Below are 16,011 nucleotides of genomic sequence, written 5' to 3' on the forward strand. Positions count from 1 at the left end.
TTTTTTTCTGGCTTAAAACGGGACTTGATCGGTCGGGTATTTCCAGAAGTCTTTGAGCAAGTAACTCACGGGCATCTTTAACGTGGTGTTCTTTGGCGGAATGGGCTTCAAAAACCACTTGTCGTAGATCGGATAGATTTCTTTGCTCTGAATCAGCCGTCGCATCTCGTCATCCACCAGCTTCTTGAAGGCCGGGTCGTTCTTGGGCAGCATGATGGCCAAGGGCTCGGTGGTCAGGAATTTGCCGACGACTTTCAAAGCGTCCGGGTTGACGCGACCGGCGGCCAAACCGTAGAGCAGCACGTCGTCCATCACAAAGGCATCCGCCTCGCCTTGTTCGACCATCTCAACCGCTTTGAGGTGGTCGGGCGCTTCCAGTATCGTCACGCGCAGCAGGCGTTCCCGGTTCGCCTGTTCCGCCGCCTTCAACGGCGTGGACCCTTTGGTTGACACCAGCTTCTTGCCCTCCAGATCTTCAAGGCGGTCAAACGCGGAGCTGGATCGCACCAGCAGGCGCGCACCGGTGATGAAATGCGGAATGGTGAATGCCACCTTCTCGCGCCGCTCGGCATTGTTGGTGGAGGAGCCGCATTCAAGGTCGGCTTTGCCATCGGCGATGGTGGCAATCCGGTTGGCCGAAGTCACCATCACAAACTCTATCGTCATGTTCTTGGCACTGGTCTTCTGCCGCACAGCCTCTGCCAGCTTGAGGCAAAGGTCCATGGCGTAGCCCACCGGTTTTTTGTTTTCGTCAAGAAACGAAAAGGGTACGGAGGACTCACGGTGCGCAATCACGAGCTTGCCACCCGCCGCAACTCGCTCCAGCACGGTTTCGGCGTTGGCCGATACGACTGTCAGACTACCAACGACGACGCCCGTGAAGGCCAGGAGATGCTTCCAGTTTATTTTTTTCATGAGGGGCTCACTTCTTGATGGGAATGCGCACTGTACCGACTGCTGTCCGGCATGGCTAATGCCGACTGTCATCTTAAAGTATGCGTATAAAATATGGCAACGGGACAATCCCGCTCTGAAACCATGGCCAGTTTCGCCACTCGCCCCGTTCAATGACTGGGTTTTCCCGGATCGTGACGCACAGGGCACTGTGCCAGAATGCGCCATCATGTCCCCAAACGACCTTTGGCTTTCGCTTGTCACCGCTGTCAGTGTGTTGGTTGCGCTTGCGGTATCGATGGCTTACTGGGGCTTGATACAGCGCGCCAGCCGCACGGCGGTCCAGCTGGATCAGGTGTCATCAGAATTGGTCAACCTTCAGACTAACGATCCGGTGACCGGGATGCGAACACCCAGGGGCTTTGAGCGAGATCTGGACGAAGCATGTTGGCGAAGCGACTCGTCCGGCCAACCGGCGTGCCTTCTTTACCTCGACATTGATTACTTTCGCGCCACGAATGAGGCTTATGGACGGACTGTCGGCGATCTCGTCCTGCAGGAGGTGGCGCAGCGCATCCAATCCACGCTATTGCCCGGTGCTGCGGTGGCGCGGTGGGTTGGGAATGAGTTTGCCCTGGTGGCTGATGTGTCGCTGACAGACGCCAAAGCGCTGGCGATGAAACTGCGCGCGGCCTTGGCCGTGCCGATTGCCAGGGCGGGCGGCGAGGTGCGATTGACCTGCTCGGTGGGTGTGGCAGCCTACCCCCACCATGGCTCCCGGCGTAATATTGTGGAAAAAGCGGCGCTGGCCATGCGCACCGTCAAGCTTCAGGGCGGCAATGGTTTTGCCGAATACGATCAACCCGCTGCGCAAGGGCGACGCGACTCGGCCCGATTGCTTCATGACTTGCGTTGTGCGGTGGAGCGCCAACAGCTTGAGTTGTTCTACCAGCCCAAGGTGGACGCGCGCACGCTTCAAATCACGGCGGTTGAGGCCTTGGTACGCTGGCACCACCCGCAACTGGGCACGCTCAGTCCTGACCGGTTCATTGGCCTGGCCGAGCGCTATGGCGTGATTCAAAGCCTGGGGCGTTGGGTGATTGAAGAGGCTTGCCGGCAAGCTCAAATTTGGCGGGGGCAGGGCCTGCGCATGCGAATCGCCGTCAATATCTCCGCCCATCAAATGCGGCAGGACGATTTTTTCCAGCACCTGATGGACGTTTTGAAACGCACGCAAACACCACCCTCTCGGTTCACCTGTGAAATCACGGAATCTATCGCCATGGAGGACACGGTGGCGACGATGCAAGTATTTGATCGCCTTGGCAAGCTGGGCATCCATGTCTCGATTGATGATTTTGGCACCGGCCACTCCAGTCTGGCCTCTTTGAAGCGGCTTCCGGCGAGCGAGTTGAAAATTGACCGCGCTTTCATCACAGATCTCGGCGTCAGCGAACATGCGCAGTTCATTGCACAAACCATCGTGGACATGGCCCATGAGCTCAAGCTCAAGGTGGTGGCAGAAGGCGTTGAAACTCGAAAACAACGCGACATTCTGGTCGAGATGGGGTGCGACGAGCTGCAAGGCTACCTGTTTGCCAAGCCCATGCGCGCCAATGAACTGGGCTTGTGGGCCGGTCGGGACCCCAGCGATGCTGAGCACTTGTTTCGGCCCTCACTGTTCTCCGAAACGCTGATTAACCCACTGGAGTGATCGCCCGGCGGCGGCCATGGGTGCGTTCGCCGGCGACAAGCCTCCTGAACAAGCGTCAGGCCAGGGCTTCCATGGTGATAGCCATGCCGCCCAGCACGGCATTGCCAGAGAGCGGGTCACGCCACTGGTCATCCAGCAGCGCGTTTAGGTTGGCTCCGGGGCGCTCTGCTGCCAGCGTCAATCGGGCGCCGGGCAGGTTGTGGCCCCACCCGTGCGGCAGGCTCACCACGCCGGGCATCATTTCCTCACTGATCTGCACCGGCGCTTCAATGTGGCGCGGGCCGCTGGCAATCCGGGCCAGTGCGCCATCCTTTAAGCCCAGCCGTTGCGCGTCCAAGGGGTGAACCAGGGCGGTGCAACGGAACGGGCCTTTGGCCAATATGGGCAGGTTGTGCATCCAGCTGTTGTTGGTGCGTACGTCGCGCCGGCCGATGATGACCAAATCAGGTGCGGGGCGCGCCAAATCGGCAGCGGCTCGAAGCATGTCGGCCACCAAAGAAGCAGGCGCCAGCTCCACCTTGCCGCTGGGCGTGCGCAGCATTTCGGGCAGGCGGGGCTTCAGTTCACCCAAATCAATGCCGCCGCTGGCGTTGGACGCCATCACTTTGGCCAACGTCAGCCCGTCGGGGCGCTGGCCAAAGCCGTCACCATAAGGCCCGCTTCGCAGCGCGACGTCCAGCGAGCGTTGGGGGCCTTTCAAACCTTGGGTGGCAAGTACCACGGCGTCGGCATGCTTGCCAAACAGGCGCTCTGCGTCCTCAGAAAACTGGGCATCGTCCAGGGCATTGGCGTCTTGCTGCGCGCCTTGGCCTTTGACAATCGCCGCCAACTTCAAAATGGTTTGCCACTCTTCAGGCTGATTGGCGGGTGGCGTGAGCACCGCCGGGCTGTAGCGCGCGTGGTTGCGCCATGACAGCTGGGGAAACGCCACGTCGTAATGAAACTCTTCCAGCGGCGACTGTCCCGGCAGGATCACATCCGCGTGTCGCGTGGTCTCATTCAGGTAAATGTCCATGCTGACCATGAAGTCCAGCGTGTCCAGCGCTGCCGCCAGGCGCGGTCCGTTGGGAGAAGACAGCACCGGGTTGGTCGCCACCGTGAACAGGGCGCGCACCTGGCCGTCACCGGGTGTCTCGATTTCTTCGGCCAGACAGGTGATGGGCAACTCGCCGTACACCTCGGGGGCGCCGCTGACGCGGGCCTGATGACGGCCGGTCGTGACACCTTTGCCAATGCCGGGCTTGCCGGCGGTGTTGGAGGCGAATGCGGCAGATTTTGCAAACAGCACGCCGCCGGGCAGGTCCAGATGACCGGTCAGGGTATTGAGCACGTCCACCAGCCAACTGGCCAGGGTGCCGTACTCCTGCGTGCAAGTGCCAATGCGGGCGTACACCGCTGCACGCGGTGTGCTGGCGAGTTGACGCGCCAGCGCGCGAATGGTGTCCGCGGCCATGCCACAGCGCGCGGCCGCCAGCTCGGGCGTGAACGGCGCCACCGTTTGGCGCACCTCGTCCACACCAACGACCCATTCGCTGACCGTGCCCAGCGTGACCCGGTCTTCCTCAAACAAGGTGTGCACCATGGCCGCCAGCAAAAACACGTCTGCGCCGGGACGAATGAAGTGGTGGGTGTCGGCCCGCGCGGCGGTTTCTGTGCGACGCGGGTCAATCACGATCAATTGGCCGCCGCGCGCTTGCAAGGCTTTGGCTTTGCTCTTGAAGTCGGGCACGGTCCACATGCTGCCATTGCTGGCCATGGGGTTGGCACCAATCACCAGCAGCAAGTCTGTGCGGGCAATATCCGGCAACGCCACCGAGAGCCAGTGGCCAAACATCAGGCCGCTGGCCAACTGCTTGGGCATTTGGTCCAGCGTGGAGGCCGAAAACACGTTGCGGGTGCCCAAGGCCCGCGCGAGCCTGCCGAAATAGGTCAACAAACCTATCTTGTGGGCGGACGGGTTACCCACCACCACGGCGCTGGCATCGCGTCCGTGTGCGGCCAAGAGCGGCGGCAGGCGGCGCTCAATCTCCGCAAACGCCTCATCCCAGGTGGCGGGCTCGTGCACGCCGTTGCGCTTGATCAACGGGGTGCGCAATCGGTCGGGGTCTTCGTGGAGGTCTTTCAGGGCCACCCCTTTGGGGCAGATATAGCCCGCACTGAACACATCCTGGGCATGGCCCCGGATGCTGATGACTTTGCCCTCATCCACTTTGATTTCCAGCCCGCAACAGGCTTCACACAGGGGACAAATGCGATGGTGGGTGGTTTCGGTCACGGGAGCCTCTTGGGATGAACTTGAAATCATTCGACATTGGCGCATGTCAGGTCGCCCTTGTCGAGAACTCAGGTGACAGTTTGGGCAAGACGGAGATAGAAAATTCAAATAACGGCTATTAATGGAATCAACCCAATGCCGTGCTGCGGTGCAATATGATTGATGTGTTCTTTCAATCAAACGTCATCAATCAATAGGAATAAAACAAATGTCCCTCATCAACACCGCAGTCATCGAATTCAAGAACGACGCCTTTCACAACGGCAAGTTCATCACCGTGTCCAACGAAAGCCTCAAAGGCAAGTGGAACGTGTTCATTTTCATGCCCGCCGCGTTCACCTTCAACTGCCCCACAGAAGTGGAAGACGCCGCTGACAACTACGCCGAATTCCAGAAAGCCGGTGCTGAGGTCTACATCGTGACGACCGACACCCACTTCTCCCACAAAGTGTGGCACGAGACCTCGCCAGCGGTTGGCAAGGCCAAGTTCCCCTTGATCGGTGACCCAACACACCGCTTGACCCGCGGTTTTGACGTTCACATCGAAGAAGAAGGTCTGGCACTGCGCGGCACTTTCATCATCAACCCCGAAGGCAAGATCGTGACCATGGAAGTCCATGACAACGCCATCGCCCGTGACGTCAAGGAAACCCTGCGCAAGCTCAAGGCTGCCCAGTACGTGGCCGCTCACCCCGGTGAAGTCTGCCCTGCCAAGTGGAACGATGGCGCCAAGACCCTCACGCCTTCGCTGGACTTGGTCGGCAAGATCTAAAGGGCTGGCCTCCAAGGCCGCCCACTGCGTGTAGCGACTGGCCCCTTAGGGGGCTGTGTTTTCCTTGCGGGAAACAGGTCGTAACGCAGGTCGCCGGACAGTGTCCTTGTGCAGGTGCGCAGGGATGTCCGGTTTTTTTATACCCAAAATATGGCTGTGGCGCCCGTAAAGCCTGCGCAACCAGCTATCAAGTTGATAGTAATAAGAGGAATCACCATGCTCGACGACACACTCAAATCCCAACTCGCCGCCTACCTGGAACGCGTGGCGCTACCGATCGAGATCGTGGCGTCCCTCGGTGCGGACAGCAACTCGGTTGAAATGCGCGATCTGTTGCAAACCATTCAAAGCCTGCGCAGCGACAAAATCTCCGTGGCCTACGACGGTCAAGACGCTCGCAAGCCCTCATTCAGCCTCAAACGTGCTGGCACGGACACCAGCCTGCGCTTTGCCGGCCTGCCTCTGGGCCATGAATTCACCTCGCTGGTGCTGGCCCTGTTGTGGAGTGGCGGTCACCCGCCCAAGGTGGAGCCGGACGTGATTGAGGCCATCAAGGGCCTGGATGGCGACTTCAATTTTGAGGTCTACATGTCCCTGAGTTGCCACAATTGCCCGGACGTGGTTCAGGCCCTGAGCCTGATGGCGATCTTTAACCCCAAGGTGAAGACCACCGTGATCGAGGGCGGCGCGTTTCAGGACGAAGTCACCTCCCGTGAAATCATGGCGGTCCCCAGCATCTACCTGAATGGCGCGCTGTTTGGAAATGGCCGCATGCTGGTGGAGGAAATTGTGGCCAAGCTCGACACCGGGGCTGCCCACCGCGATGCCGAAAAACTGACCGCCAAGGCGCCGTATGAAGTTTTGATCGTCGGTGGTGGGCCCGCTGGTGCCGCCGCCGCCGTCTACGCGGCACGCAAAGGCATTCGCACCGGGGTGGCCGCCGAGCGCTTTGGTGGCCAGACCAATGACACCATGGCGATTGAGAACTACATCTCCGTGCTGGAGACCGATGGTCCCAAGTTTGCCACCGCGCTGGAGGCCCAAGTCAGGCACTATGACGTTGAAATCATGAACCTGCAGCGCGCAGACAAGCTCATTCCCGCGTCAGAACCCGGTGGTCTCATCGAGATTCAATTGGCCAACGGCGGCATGCTCAAAAGCCGCAGCGTGATCTTGTCAACCGGTGCGCGCTGGCGCAATGTGGGTGTGCCCGGCGAAGACCAGTACCGCAACAAAGGCGTGGCCTATTGCCCGCATTGCGACGGCCCCTTGTTCAAGGGGAAAGATGTCTCGGTGATTGGTGGGGGCAACTCGGGCGTCGAGGCGGCCATTGACCTTGCAGGACTCGTCAAGCACGTGACCCTGGTGGAGTTTGCCGGTCAACTCAAGGCTGACGCCGTTTTGGTTCGCAAGCTCAAAAGCCTGCCCAATGTCACCATTCACACCAACGCGCAAACCACGGAGATCACCGGCGACGGCCACAAAGTGAATGGCTTGAGCTACAAGGACCGCGCCACCAGCGAGGTCCACCATGTGGCACTGGAAGGCGTGTTCGTCCAGATTGGCCTGGTACCCAACACCGAGTGGCTCAAAGGCACGCTGGAACTCAGCAAGCATGGTGAGATCGTGGTGGACGCCCGTGGCCAAACCTCTTTGCCCGGTGTGTTTGCCGCGGGCGACGTGACCACCGTGCCGTTCAAGCAAATCGTGATTGCCGCCGGCGACGGTGCCAAGGCCGCGCTGAGCGCGTTTGACTACCTGATTCGCTCCACGCCGGTGCTTGTGCCGCCCCTGGCAACCGAGGCAGTGCAGGAGGTGGCAGTCGCCGCATAACGGGCAGGCGCTCACCTGGCAACGGCCCCGTTCGCGTTCGCGACGGGGCCGTTTTTCTTTAGGGGGTGTCTGTCAGCAACTGGCGCAGCACATATGGCAGGATGCCGCCGGCGCGGTAGTAGTCCACCTCAATCGGCGTGTCGATACGCAGGGTGGTCACCACCCGCTGCTCGGTGCCGTCCGCTCGGTGAATCACCAGCGTGGCTTCGCTTTGCGGCGTCAGGGCCGCATCGGGCAGCACATCGATCACCTCGCTGCCGTCCAGGCCCAGCGTTTCCCAGGAGTCGCCGTCTTTGAACTGCAGCGGCAGCACGCCCATGCCAACCAGGTTGGAGCGATGGATGCGCTCAAAACTCTTCGCCACCACGGCCTTGATGCCCAGCAGCAGCGTGCCTTTGGCCGCCCAGTCGCGGCTCGACCCCGTGCCGTACTCCTCGCCCGCCAGCACCACCGTGGGCGTGCCGTCTTTCATGTACTGCATGGCGGCGTCGAAAATGGACATCTTTTTGCCTTGCTGCGGGCCTTCGCTCTGAAACAGCGTCACACCGCCTTCCTCGCGCGAGCCGTCGGCGGTGGGTGGCACCATCAGGTTCTTGATGCGCACATTGGCAAACGTGCCGCGCACCATCACGTCATGATTGCCGCGCCGCGCGCCGTAGCTGTTGAAGTCTTGCTTCATGACGCCATGCTCGCGCAGCCAATGGCCGGCGGGTGAACTTTCCTTGATGGCGCCGGCCGGCGAGATGTGGTCGGTGGTGATGGAGTCACCAAACAACGCCATGATGCGCGCGCCCTGCACGGCAAATCCGTTCGCACTCTTATTACTGCCATTTTGGCCTTTAGCCCCTGTTCCGCCTTCAGAAGATGCTTCTTCTTTGATAGCAAAATCAGCAAAAAACGGCGGCTCCGCAATGTAGGTGCTGGTGGGCCAGGTGTAGGTGTCGCCCTCGACGCCCTGAATCTGGCTCCAGCGCTCTCCCGGCTCGGTCTTGACCTTGGCGTAGTTCTCGCGGAAGGCCTTGCCGTTCATGGCGAACTTCATCAGGGCGTGGATTTCCTCGCTGGTGGGCCAGACGTCGGCCAGATGCACGTCTTTGCCATCGGTTCCCTGACCCAGCGGCTGTGTGGTGATGTCTTTGAGCACCGTGCCGGCAAGCGCGTAGGCCACCACCAGCGGCGGGCTGGCCAGAAAGTTGGCCTTGATGTTGGGGTGGATACGTGCCTCGAAGTTGCGGTTGCCCGACAACACCGCGGCGCAGATCAAATCGTGGTTGTTGATGGCCTCGTTCAACTCGGTCGTGAGATCGCCCGAGTTGCCGATGCAGGTGGTGCAGCCATAGCCGGCCAGTGCAAACCCCAGCTTTTCCAAGTACGGCATCAGTCCTGTTTCGGTCAGGTAGGCGGTCACGATGCGCGAGCCCGGCGCCAGCGAGGTCTTGATGTGCGGCTGAACACTCAGACCCGCCTCAACCGCCTTTTTCGCCAGCAGGCCGGCGGCGAGTAGCACGCTGGGGTTGGAGGTGTTGGTGCAACTGGTGATGGCGGCAATCAGCACGTCGCCATGTCCCACGCTCACCGAGCCATCGCCCTCGCCGGGCAGCTCACACACCGGCTCGGCCTTTGACGCAGCGGCCTCGGCGGCTTCCAGCGTCGGGCGGTTGCTGATCATTTCATCCACATTGCGCTCGGCACCGGGTTGTGGTGCCTGTGCTGGTGCAGGCGGTGCGGCCGAGACGTCGGTTTTGCATTCCAGCGCAAAGCGCTGCGTCAGTCGTTCGGCGCTCTGGTTAAAGCCGCTCTCGGCATTGGGTTTGCTGAACAGTGAACTGAACTGACCCGCCACCTTGCCCAGCTCAATGCGGTCCTGCGGGCGCTTGGGGCCGGCCAGGCTGGGCGTGACGCTGCCCAGGTCCAGCGTGACCACCTGCGAATAGTCGATGTCGCCTGCGCGCGGAATGCCAAACAGACCCTGCGCTTTGAAGTAAGCCTCAAAGGCTTCAATTTCTTCCTCGGTGCGACCGGTGCCGCGAAAGTAGTCGATGGTTTTTTCATCCACCGGAAAGAAGCCCATGGTGGCGCCGTATTCGGGCGACATATTGCCGATGGTGGCGCGGTCAGGCAGTGCGAGCGTGCGCGTGCCTTCGCCAAAAAACTCGACAAACTTGCCCACCACCTTGTGTTGGCGAAGCAGTTCGGTCACGGTTAACACCAGGTCGGTGGCGGTGACGCCCTCGCGCAGTTGGCCTGTCAGTTCCATACCCACCACGTCGGGGGTCAGCATGTACACCGGCTGGCCGAGCATGGCCGCTTCGGACTCGATGCCGCCCACGCCCCAGCCGACCACGCCAATGCCATTGATCATGGTGGTGTGGCTGTCGGTGCCCACCAGGGTGTCGGGGTAGTAAACACCATCCGGCGTCTTGTGCACGCCGCGTGCCAGGTACTCGAGGTTCACCTGGTGCACGATGCCAAAACCGGGCGGCACCACCTTAAACGTGTCAAAGGCCTGCATACCCCACTTCATGAACTCGTAGCGCTCCTGGTTGCGCTGGAACTCAAGCTTCATGTTGATGTCGAGCGAATTCTTCTGCCCGTACGAGTCCACCATGATGGAGTGGTCGACCACCAGGTCCACCGGCACCAGTGGTTCGATCTTTTTTGGATCAAACCCCAACCGCTTGGTGGTGCTGCGCATCGCCGCCAGGTCGGCCAGCAAGGGCACGCCCGTGAAGTCCTGCAGCACCACGCGCGAGACCACAAACGGAATTTCTGCCGTGCGCGGCGCCTGGGGCTTCCACTGCGCCAGTTCTTCCACATGCTCGGGGCAGACCTTGAGTCCATCACAGTTGCGCAGCACCGACTCAAGCACGATGCGGATAGAGACCGGCAGCCGGCTGACCTGCGGAAACTGCTGTGCCAAGCTGGGGAGCGAATAAAACTGGCCTGTCACCCCTGACGCCGTCTGAAACTGGGCCAGGGTGGAAGAAAAAGCGTGGGGCTTGGACGGTGAGGACAACGTGGTCATGACTACCTCCTGAAAATGTGGGGTCGAAAATTCAACCCCACAAGCCCCAGTATGTCACCCCACATGGGCGCCGCTTAACCCGCACTCCGAGTGTGGATTGCCTGATTTGCGCCGGATTGACGCCCCCGTTGGGCGATGGGTGGTGCGCCCCCGGTGGGCGCGGCACGACCCGGTGGCCGCGTTTTTTCCCTATGAAGGCACACGCAATGAATGAGGCCAGGAAGTCGTGCGAAGGAGCGCTCGTACTGGTTTTGGCGTCAGTTTGCACGCACCCCGGTGTCAAAACCGGCCTGTTAGGATGAACGCATGACCATCAAACCAAGAGTAGAGCTCTGTGTTGCGGGTCTCGTGTATTTCGAGGTCTTTGTGCCAGGCGGGGTTGTGCCTCCGCCCGGAGAGGAAGTGTTTGTCCCCAGCCTTCGGCTGGGACTGGGCGGCGGGCTGAACACGGCTTCAGTCGCGGCGGCCTTGGGGCTGGACGTCGTTTTGGCGCACCCCCGTGGTGAGGGACTGGCAGACAGCGCCATCGCCCACAAAACCCAACAACTCGGTATCCCGACCCTGAACTGGGCGGCCCAACCCAACCCGGCGGTGTCGCTTGTCTTCTCAGGCTTGCAAGACCGCTCGTTCGTGAGCGCGGCCGACTTCGGTGCCCTTGCTCTTTGCCCTGACCTGCCTGAAGCCCGTTGGATTCACGTGCCCGGCTTGCTGGAGGCCCGCCATCTGGCCGAGCCCTTGGCCCGTGCCCGAGCGACAGGCGCGCGAATCAGTGTGTCTGGCAGTTGGGCCCCGGATGAACTGGCAGCACTCAGCACGCTGACCGACCAGCCGTGGGACTTGCTGATCCTCAACGACAAAGAGGCTGCTTTTGCGGCTGACGACCCCAAACTGGCGCCGGATCGCCTTCAGGGGGCAGCCCGCAACGTGGTTGTCACGCTCGGACCCGACGGCGCCTTCGGGCGCCTTGACGGCGCTTGGGTGAGTGCGGACGCGGTGCCGGTCGCTGCGGTGGATTTCACGGGTGCGGGAGACGCTTTTTGCGCCGGTTTGTTGGCTTCACTAGTAATAGGCGTCACGGGTGACGCGGCGCTCAGCCATGGCTGCCGGGTCGCTGCCCGACTCTTGACCCAGGCCGGTGGTGTGGTTGATGACCCCGCCACCTTGGCAGACTTGAAAGGAATCACTTGATCAAAGAATTTGTAATTTTGGGCGGCGGTAGCGCCTACACCCCGGGCCTGTTGCAAGCCCTTATTCACCAGGGTGACAGCCTGGGGCTGACGCGTGTGCGTTTGTACGATACCGATGCCGAGCACCTCGAACTGGTGGGGCGTCTGGGCCAGGCCATGGCCCGCAGTGCGGGCGTCCACTTCACGGTGGAAACGGCAGACACGCTGGAGGCGGCCGTGCGCGGCGCGGACGCGGTGCTGAACAGCACCCGACCGGGCGGATTTGCCGCGCGCCGCATTGACGAAACCTTGCCCCTGAGCCTGGGTATTCCGGGACAGGAAACGGTCGGACCCGGCGGGTTCTTCTTTGCCCTGCGCTCGGTGCCCGAGGCCTTGCGCGTGGCCGACATGCTGGAAAAAGTGGCGCCACAAGCGCTGCTGCTTAACTACACCAACCCCAGCAACATCGTCACCCAAACCCTGGTCAACCGGGGCGGCGTGCGGGTGCTGGGCTTGTGTGATCAGTCCGAGGAAGACCTGCTTGACTTGGCGCATGCGCTGGGGCATGCCGGTCAAGCAGTCGACTTTCGTTGCAACGGCCTGAACCATGCCACTTGGTACAGCGAGATGCGCTTTGGCGGCCAAGCCGTCACCGAGTTTCCCGCTACCCTGCAGGCGCCGCCCGGCCTCAACGCCGAGCACTGGCTGCGTTTTGAGTTGTCGCTCAAAATGGCGCGGGAAACCCCCGGCTTCTGGCCCAACTCCTACCTGCCGTATTACATGGCGCCCGAACGCTTTGTGGCGCTGTCGCAAAGCGAAGGCCCGCGCAGCGACGCCATCGTGGCCAAGCTGCCCAGCTACTACGCTCATTTCCGCGAAGAAGCCGTCAAGGACACCCCGGTTCTGACCCATCACCGGGGCACGGCCGGCTTTGGTGACCTGGCCGTCACCGTCATCCAGGCCCTGAAACAGGCGCAAGGTGGGTCGCTCGTGCTGAACGTTGAAAACCAGGGCACAACGGCCTTGTTTGCCCCCACCACCGTGGTCGAAGCACGCGGCAACTTGGGTCCTGAGGGCTGGACGCGTTCCGCCGCGCCCGAGGTGCCGCTGGACCACACCGGCTTGCTGCACCAGTTGGAAAACTACCAGCACCTGGCGGCCGAAGCCGCCCGCACCGGCAACCAGGCCACCATTTTGAAAGCCCTGGCCGCCAACCCGCTGGTGGGCACCACGGCGAAGGCCGAAGCCTTGTGGGCGTTGGCCCGGGCGCAATACGGCGCGCTGCTCCCCATGCTCGCATGAAGGCGACGTCACTGGCCACGGCCGTGCCATGGGACGACATTGAGCGCGTCGTCATTTTGTCGCCGCATCTGGATGATGCCGCGCTCAGTTGCGGCGGCTTGCTCGACTTTTTGTCCACCCGCCAGGCTGGCGCGTTGGTTATCAGCATCTACTGCGGCAACCCGCCTGCCGTGAAGAACGGTGACGGCACGTTGCGCACGCCGCAACGCAAGGGCTTCGTCAACCCCCGCCTGCGTCGCCAGGAAGACCGGGCGGCCATGCACGCCTCCAACACCGACTTTGTTCACCTGAGTTTTCCGGACAATATTTACCGGCGCAGCCCCACCACCGACCAGTTCATTTACCGCCATGCCCACGAACGTTGGTCCGCCCCGCGCGTGGACGACATGGGTCACGTGGAAGAGTTGTACCTGGTGCTCCGGCGGCTCAGCCTGAACCTGGGTCGCATGCTGCTGGTCAGCCCCATGGGCATTGGCCAGCATGTGGACCACACCATCGTCGCCCGCGTGGCGCTGCGCCTGGCCGAGCAAGGGGCGTCGCTGCTCTTTTACGAAGACTTCCCCTACGTGGTTGACCCCGCCATTGGCAGCGGCACCCATGACGACCCACGCCAAGCCTTGCAACGCCTGGACCGTGCGCCCTCGGCCTGTCTGGCGCTGCCCGTCAATGTGGACGCCAAAGCCGCATTGATCGGTCACTACGGCACCCAAATTCCCGCCCTCTTCAAAGACGAGGCCGGCCTGCTGAAGGCCCTCCAAGTGCGTCAGCACGGCGGCCAACCCTGCGAGTTCTACTGGAAGACCCGGGAACTGCGCCCCACCCGAAAGGAACCCACATGACCATTCAAAGTTTTATGAAACAGGAGGCCCTGGAAACCCCCGCCATGCTCCGCCGCGAGGCCGCCCACTGGGAGGCTCAGGCCACCACCCTTCGCGCACAGGCCGCTTCGCGCCCGCAGGTGGCACTCATTGGCCGGGGCAGCTCCGGCAACGCCTGCACTTTTGCCTCGTACTTGATGATGCTCAAAAGCGGGCGTCACCCGGTCGAGTTTCGTCCTTGGGTCACCACCCAGAACTTGCCCGAGGCCGACTGGAGTGACACCGTGGCCTACGCGTTTTCAGCCTCCGGCCACAGCGTGGATGTGTCCGAGGCCCTGCGCTGGCTGAAATCCCGTGGTGCACTGGCGATTGGCGTGACCGGCTCGGACGCCACGGAACTTCCGCTCCTGGAGCATGCCGACGGCGTGTTTCGCCTGAACTGTGGGCCGGAGAAAGCCGTGCCCGCCACCAAGAGTTTCACCGCCCAGTTGTTCGCTGCCGCCGCACTGGCTGGCTACCCCATGGCACAAGCCGCTGAGCAAACCGCGCAAGCCATGGAAGCCATCGTGAGCAGCGACAAGGTCGACACACTGGCCACTTTCTTGCAGGGCGCCCGCACTGTTGCCTGGCTGGCACGCGGCCCGTCCTACGCGGGCGCGCTGGACGCCGCCCTGAAAGCGCAAGAAAGCCTCGGCCTGCCGGCAGTGGCCTATTCCACCGCCGAGTTTTTGCACGGGCCCATTGCCATGTTTCACCGCGAAGACCGGGTCGTTCTGTTCTCTGGCGCAGACGAGCCCATGGACAGCAAGCAGGCGGTGGTCAACACCTTGCTCTCGCGCGGCGTGCCTTTCATCACCATTGGCACCGACACCACCCGCGAGGCAGGCTTGCCGCTGCAACTGCCGGACGAGCGCTGGGCCCGCACCCCCGTGCTGGCCTTTCTGGCCCAGCTGGCCTGCGCGGAACTGGCCGAACGCATGCAACTCGACGCCGACGCCCCGGCGGACCTGAAGAAGGTCACCCTCACCCGCTGAGCGGGCACCGCCTGCCGGGCGCTTTGGGCTGGGTATGGTTTAAATATGCCTTTTGCGCTAGTCCTGTATGCGTAAGTAGCTATCAAAATAATAGTTTTTTAGCGCAGAACCAAGGTCCCCCGGGAGGGGCGGGCCTGCTGAGGTACGCCAGACGCCAATCGGTTTGTCATTGGGGCAGGCGGGTTTAGACCCAAAGCGGTCTGTCACATTGCAATAACGAGTTGCCATTTCTGTCGTTCAGTTAAAGTCCGTGCCCTCAGGGTGAGGGTTGCCCCTGTCGAGCGCTTCGCATCTCAAGAAGTGTCGGTTTCTCAGTAGCTTGGTTTGAAAAAACATCATCTGGGGCTTTTGGGGGATGGCGGCTGATGCTGCTGGGCGAGCTTTGGCTTAAAAAAAGAGGAAAAAATATGCTGTTAACTGATATCGCCGTCGAGCACACGCGGGTGTCCAAAAAGGATGGCGTTCGTCAGACTTATCTGCTGCATCCGTTTACCAATACGCAGCGAGATACGCTGGGTAAATTCGAGATCGTTCGTGACGTTCGTGAGCCAGGGTTCAAAGAAGTTAAACGCTCAGCCTTCGTGTCGTTTCAACAATTGGCGGAGTTGTATGCGAAAGGCGTCCTCGAAAAATTCGGGTTTTCCGTTCGCATGTGTCCGGGTCAGGGCACGTACCCCGTTGCGAATCCCGCAAAAAAGATACTGCCAACCAGCATCAAGCCAGGCTCATCATTCGACCTGGCGGTGCAAAAGGTGGATGTATCAAAACCCGCTGTTCGCGAACTGAGAGACGCTTTGCTTCGCACCTACGTCAAACTTGAAGGGTAATGGCGCCAATTAATGGCCTGCCCACCCTTGAAAACCAATCACTCGAAGCCCCATGGCGTCAATCTGTCTTCCACGGCGCTGGGTGGGAACAAACTCAGAAAATAGCGTTTTAGTCAATGAGGTCCTTCGTGAATCCATCCCTTGCCCATGTCGAACTCGTTGCCGCTTTCAGGAGGGCGCAGGCTGATGCGGCTCACAAGTTTGGATTGATCCAAACGGTTGCAAAGAAGGGCCCCGTGGCCATTCAAGTGGCCATCGAAACTGCGGCAAAGGCCGCAAAGCGCCGGGACTCCTATGCCAAGAAGCTGACGGCTTTGGGCGTGGTTCTCAAGGACTGAGCGAGGCTGACCG

The 16,011-nt window shown here is 61.2% G+C and carries 12 protein-coding genes; 9 read left to right on the forward strand and 3 right to left on the reverse strand.

All coding sequences use genetic code 11. From position 1 onward, the window contains the following. Nucleotides 1-12 precede the first annotated feature (12 nt). Nucleotides 13-915, reverse strand: a complete 903-nt coding sequence (locus J8G15_RS16560; RefSeq protein WP_210543491.1) for an amino acid ABC transporter substrate-binding protein — start codon at nt 913-915, stop codon at nt 13-15. Between the two features lie 208 nt (nt 916-1,123). Between J8G15_RS16560 and J8G15_RS16565 the strand changes: the two genes are divergently transcribed. Beyond that, nucleotides 1,124-2,608 carry a bifunctional diguanylate cyclase/phosphodiesterase gene (locus tag J8G15_RS16565; RefSeq protein WP_210543493.1) on the forward strand — a complete coding sequence of 495 codons (1,485 nt, stop codon included), beginning with the start codon at nt 1,124-1,126 and terminating at the stop codon, nt 2,606-2,608. Nucleotides 2,609-2,663: 55 nt separating this feature from the next. Here J8G15_RS16565 and J8G15_RS16570 read toward each other — a convergent pair whose 3' ends face one another. Continuing rightward, nucleotides 2,664-4,883 (reverse strand): molybdopterin-dependent oxidoreductase, encoded by a 2,220-nt coding sequence (locus J8G15_RS16570; protein ID WP_240538344.1) that lies wholly within the window; start codon nt 4,881-4,883, stop codon nt 2,664-2,666. A 208-nt stretch (nt 4,884-5,091) separates the two neighbouring features. Here J8G15_RS16570 and ahpC point away from each other — a divergent pair, with 208 nt between their 5' ends. Then, entirely contained in the window at nt 5,092-5,655 is a 564-nt protein-coding gene (ahpC, locus tag J8G15_RS16575) for an alkyl hydroperoxide reductase subunit C (RefSeq protein WP_210543497.1), read from the forward strand. Between the two features lie 216 nt (nt 5,656-5,871). Further along, the gene (gene ahpF, locus J8G15_RS16580; protein ID WP_210543498.1) at nt 5,872-7,488 is read left to right on the forward strand and encodes an alkyl hydroperoxide reductase subunit F; all 1,617 of its coding nucleotides are present in this window, start codon (nt 5,872-5,874) and stop codon (nt 7,486-7,488) included. Nucleotides 7,489-7,546: 58 nt separating this feature from the next. On the opposite strand, the gene J8G15_RS16585 is transcribed toward ahpF, so the two are convergent. After that, on the reverse strand, nt 7,547-10,513 hold the full coding sequence (locus J8G15_RS16585) for an aconitate hydratase (protein WP_210543499.1): 2,967 nt from the start codon (nt 10,511-10,513) through the stop codon (nt 7,547-7,549). A gap of 306 nt (nt 10,514-10,819) precedes the next feature. On the opposite strand from J8G15_RS16585, the gene J8G15_RS16590 reads away from it, so the two are divergent. The 6 genes from J8G15_RS16590 (at nt 10,820) to J8G15_RS16615 (ending at nt 15,998) form a co-directional block, all read left to right on the forward strand. Next, nucleotides 10,820-11,701: a carbohydrate kinase family protein gene (locus J8G15_RS16590; protein WP_210543500.1), complete on the forward strand. Its 882-nt coding sequence runs from the start codon at nt 10,820-10,822 to the stop codon at nt 11,699-11,701. Further along, the gene (locus J8G15_RS16595; protein ID WP_210543501.1) at nt 11,698-12,981 is read left to right on the forward strand and encodes a hypothetical protein; all 1,284 of its coding nucleotides are present in this window, start codon (nt 11,698-11,700) and stop codon (nt 12,979-12,981) included. Before J8G15_RS16590 ends, J8G15_RS16595 begins: the two co-directional genes overlap by 4 nt. Further along, nucleotides 12,978-13,820 (forward strand): PIG-L deacetylase family protein, encoded by an 843-nt coding sequence (locus J8G15_RS16600; RefSeq protein ID WP_210543502.1) that lies wholly within the window; start codon nt 12,978-12,980, stop codon nt 13,818-13,820. Before J8G15_RS16595 ends, J8G15_RS16600 begins: the two co-directional genes overlap by 4 nt. After that, nucleotides 13,817-14,833, forward strand: a complete 1,017-nt coding sequence (locus J8G15_RS16605) for an SIS domain-containing protein (RefSeq protein ID WP_210543503.1) — start codon at nt 13,817-13,819, stop codon at nt 14,831-14,833. Before J8G15_RS16600 ends, J8G15_RS16605 begins: the two co-directional genes overlap by 4 nt. 365 nt (nt 14,834-15,198) lie before the next feature. After that, nucleotides 15,199-15,660: a hypothetical protein gene (locus tag J8G15_RS16610; RefSeq protein WP_240538345.1), complete on the forward strand. Its 462-nt coding sequence runs from the start codon at nt 15,199-15,201 to the stop codon at nt 15,658-15,660. Nucleotides 15,661-15,788: 128 nt separating this feature from the next. Further along, entirely contained in the window at nt 15,789-15,998 is a 210-nt protein-coding gene (locus J8G15_RS16615; RefSeq protein ID WP_210543504.1) for a hypothetical protein, read from the forward strand. Nucleotides 15,999-16,011 lie beyond the last annotated feature (13 nt).

It is taken from the genome of Rhodoferax sp. PAMC 29310, assembly GCF_017948265.1.
GTDB lineage: Bacteria > Pseudomonadota > Gammaproteobacteria > Burkholderiales > Burkholderiaceae_C > Rhodoferax.

Bases quoted from the DNA above. Each gene is read 5' to 3' on its own strand.
- J8G15_RS16600 (WP_210543502.1), top strand. From the start codon at position 12,978: ATGAAGGCGACGTCACTGGCCACGGCCGTGCCATGGGACGACATTGAG.
- J8G15_RS16590 (WP_210543500.1), top strand. From the start codon at position 10,820: ATGACCATCAAACCAAGAGTAGAGCTCTGTGTTGCGGGTCTCGTGTAT.
- ahpC (WP_210543497.1), top strand. From the start codon at position 5,092: ATGTCCCTCATCAACACCGCAGTCATCGAATTCAAGAACGACGCCTTT.
- J8G15_RS16585 (WP_210543499.1), bottom strand. From the start codon at position 10,513: ATGACCACGTTGTCCTCACCGTCCAAGCCCCACGCTTTTTCTTCCACC.
- J8G15_RS16605 (WP_210543503.1), top strand. From the start codon at position 13,817: ATGACCATTCAAAGTTTTATGAAACAGGAGGCCCTGGAAACCCCCGCC.
- J8G15_RS16610 (WP_240538345.1), top strand. From the start codon at position 15,199: ATGCTGCTGGGCGAGCTTTGGCTTAAAAAAAGAGGAAAAAATATGCTG.
- J8G15_RS16565 (WP_210543493.1), top strand. From the start codon at position 1,124: ATGTCCCCAAACGACCTTTGGCTTTCGCTTGTCACCGCTGTCAGTGTG.
- J8G15_RS16560 (WP_210543491.1), bottom strand. From the start codon at position 915: ATGAAAAAAATAAACTGGAAGCATCTCCTGGCCTTCACGGGCGTCGTC.
- ahpF (WP_210543498.1), top strand. From the start codon at position 5,872: ATGCTCGACGACACACTCAAATCCCAACTCGCCGCCTACCTGGAACGC.